4 protein-coding genes are annotated in these 3068 nt (G+C 66.6%); 3 read left to right on the top strand and 1 reads right to left on the bottom strand.

From position 1 onward, the window contains the following. Window positions 1-202: 202 nt before the first annotated feature. A complete protein-coding gene (locus ACFDS3_RS20155) occupies window positions 203-433 on the bottom strand; it encodes a hypothetical protein (protein WP_375264116.1) in 231 nt (76 codons plus the stop codon). 193 nt (window positions 434-626) lie between these two features. Between ACFDS3_RS20155 and ACFDS3_RS20150 the strand changes: the two genes are divergently transcribed. From ACFDS3_RS20150 to ACFDS3_RS20140, 3 genes are all read left to right on the top strand, one after another. Then, entirely contained in the window at window positions 627-1691 is a 1065-nt protein-coding gene (locus ACFDS3_RS20150; RefSeq protein WP_375264115.1) for a hypothetical protein, read from the top strand. 84 nt (window positions 1692-1775) lie between these two features. Continuing rightward, window positions 1776-2468, top strand: a complete 693-nt coding sequence (locus ACFDS3_RS20145; RefSeq protein WP_375264114.1) for a hypothetical protein — start codon at window positions 1776-1778, stop codon at window positions 2466-2468. Between the two features lie 3 nt (window positions 2469-2471). Next, window positions 2472-3068, top strand: a 597-nt coding sequence (locus tag ACFDS3_RS20140; protein WP_375264113.1) for a hypothetical protein, incomplete at its 3' end; no start/stop codon positions are given.

Genomic DNA, 3068 nt, shown 5'->3' with positions numbered 1-3068 from the left:
CGGGTCCGGTCCATCTCGTCGAGCGCGTTTATCGCCATAGCCGGCGAACCGGCAGGCATGTTTTTCGCATAAGTATTGCGAGGGCGCAAGGGGCTTCGTGCAAGCGCCCGTCTCTCCGGGCTGTCACGGTCTTGCACCCGGTGCCACCGTCGCTGCGTTCCCCGGTCCGCGGCCCCGCGAGGGCCCGCGCCGTAGGATCGGGTCAGGCGGCCTGCGCGGCGCAGACCGACGCGACATGCGTCTCGGCCGCGCGCTTGGCGGCTTCGGCGTCCGGCCACTCGCCCGCGATCAGGCTGGCGCTGTAGCCGGGCACGGACCAGTTGATCGACCAGCCCCTCGTGGAGCCGTGCCGCTCCACGCGGATGTTTCCGAACAGCGGGGCAGGCGCCCGATGGCAGTAGTCGGGATCGAGGCATTCCCAGTTCAGCGGCATGGGTTCGCTCCATCGATGCGGCGTCAGGATGACGTGATGCCAGAGCGGGATCATCCCTGACAAGAGAAATTTTTCGCCAACTGGTTATCCACATATTAGTTCCGGTCATGCGGAAATTTATCTGTCAGATTTTCGCGATACGATCGTAACGTCTCCGAGCAGAGGCAAAATCGCCCAACTCAGGAGACAGACCGTGCAGCACCTTACCGCCCAGCCCACCGCCGATCTTGCAGCCACCGGCCCCTTCCTGCACGCGCGGGAACACCGGATCGACCTTCGGTTCGACAGCGCCGGTGATGTGCCGCGCAGCTTCACGGTGGTGATCGCCCAGGGCACCCTCGAGCACAGCGCTCCCATCTCGGGCAACGGCGTGGCCATCATCGACAACGACAGCGGCCGCGTGGTCTGCGACGGTATCCAGGCCTCCGAACTGCGCGGCGCCGCGCCGAGCCCGAGCCAGCTCATGGCCTTCGCCCTGCTGCCGGAAATGGACTGGACCGCCTTCGCCGGCTTCTGCCGCAGCCACGACAGCTACAGGGGCGGCTTCGAGGACATCGATGCCGGTCTTGCGCTTCCGAATGGCGGCTCGCGCGCCCGCCAGGTGGAGCTCGGACTGCTGGACCCCGACTTCGAGGACATCCGCCCGGTGATGCTGCGCGAGATCAACGCGATTTCCGGCATGCCCTATCGCTTCCCGATCTCGTCGCGCAAGGCGATGATCAACGACATCCTCGGGCACATGACCTACCGCGCGCAGGACGGCAGCCGGGCCCTCGCCTGGGATATCCGGATGAACTTCAAGTGGAACGACAGCGGGCGGGTGCGTGACGGAGAGGCGGTCTGCCGCAGCATGGATCGCCGCTGGGCCAAGATGCTCCAGGAGGATGACGACGTCTTCAAGCGGGCCTGCGACCAGGCCCTTCAGCCGTATGTCACGGCGCCCTTCGTCGCGCTCGACATGGATGAGAGCCGCGCCGTCGAGCTCGATGTGAAGGGCGACAATGGCGGGTTCCTCGTTCTCTCGAGCTTCGCCGGCCAGTCGATGGTTCATGACAGCCCGCGCGACCTCGAAGCCAAGCTGGCGCAGATGTCGAACGACGATCTCTCGATCCTCTGGGCAACGGACCGCATCCTCACGGTGGACCTGTCGCGCGCGGTGCGTGCCGCCGAGATGGCCGATGCCATGAACGAGGTCCGCGCCTCCCTCGAGGCCGATTGGCTCCGGGAAGTCGAAGACGAGGTCACCTTCGAATACTGATGGATGGCGGCTTGCGGTTTTTCGCAAGCCGCGCCATTGTGCGAAAAACTTTGTAGGCGCCCCGGGGCGCGAAGAGGAGCCCGCATGACCACATCATCCCCTTCCGTCACGCCGAAAGACGACGGCATGTTCGCCGGAACCTACGAAGAGGCCGTCGCCCGCATCGCGCTGCTCGAACGTCATCTCGAGATCGACCGGATCTACGAGGCGTCGGCCGAGCACGAGGGCTGCGATTGCCGCACCCTGACCCAGGCGGAACGCGACCGCATGCTGGTGGAGCGTCTCGACGGGATCTCCTGCCGGGATGAGACCATCCGCCTGCTCGAGGCGCAGCTCGACGAGCGCCGGCAGGCCCGCCTGCGGACCGAAGCGCTCCTGGGCCGGCTCGCGGTCATGTTGGGGCAGGGGCTGCCGCATGGCGAGATCCTCGACGTGCTGACCGGAGCCGACTGCGAGGACCGGGCGCTCGCCGATCACCGGCGGGAGGCGCGCGAGCAGGGCTGGCTGCTGGGATTGCGCGATGCTCATGACATGGCAGCGTCGCTGACGGTCCGGTTCGGCGGCGAAGAGCAAAAGCCGAGCCGCGACGACGTGCTGGCCTCGCTGCGGAGCCAGATCGCCCGCGTCATGCGCACCCAGGGCTGCGTGGACCGGGACGGCGAGCTGAGCTTCACCGACCATATCCTCATGCTGGCCAAGATCGGCAAGGGGCTGACGTCCGAGGAGCGCCGCGCCCTCGCCGTCCATGATCGTGCCGAAATCGCGGCGGAGGGCTGAGACATGAGCGACCAGATCCGCGTCATCGATCGCGCCGCACGCTGCGTGGCGATCCAGAACGGCTACGAGCACGGCGAGATCTTCATCCGTCACGGCAGCACCGAGGACCGTGATGGCCGCGCCCAGAACTGGGTGACCTTCGCCTGTCACACGACCTTCGGTGCCTATTCGAACCACTGGTCCCATATCGGCTCGAACGACTGGCGCAAGTTCATCCAGAACGGCCAGCTCGACCATGTCATGAACAAGTTCTGCCCCGGCAAATGGGATGAGCCCGATTTCGAGGCCACGGCGGACGGCTTCAAGGACACGCTGATCGAGGCGCGCCGGGCCGGGCTGCTGGAGAAGGACGAGGCCCGCGAGGCCTGGGACCGGCTCGGCGACGCGATCGGCGCGGCCCGGAACTATGAATCCGTTCCCGATGCCGCCGTCGCGATGCTGCTCGACCATGTGGCCGGCGAAGACTGGACCTCGGAGTGCTGGGAGGACGTGAAGCGCCGCCCGAACGGCCAGGTGAAGGGCTTCTTCGAGCGGATCTGGACGCCGTTCTGCGAGGAGATGGCGCGCGAGCTCGAAGCCGAGCGCGTCGCCGAACCCGCC

Origin of the sequence: Palleronia sp., from assembly GCF_042089775.1 — a bacterium.
In the GTDB taxonomy this organism is placed as follows: Bacteria; Pseudomonadota; Alphaproteobacteria; order Rhodobacterales; family Rhodobacteraceae; genus Palleronia.
Note: the sequence above shows the minus strand (reverse complement) of the source record. Positions and strands in the feature narration are given on the sequence as shown.

What these genes read in the sequence shown, in the direction of transcription:
- ACFDS3_RS20155 (WP_375264116.1), bottom strand. Translation starts at nt 433, where the DNA reads ATGCCGCTGAACTGGGAATGCCTCGATCCCGACTACTGCCATCGGGCG.
- ACFDS3_RS20145 (WP_375264114.1), top strand. Translation starts at nt 1,776, where the DNA reads ATGACCACATCATCCCCTTCCGTCACGCCGAAAGACGACGGCATGTTC.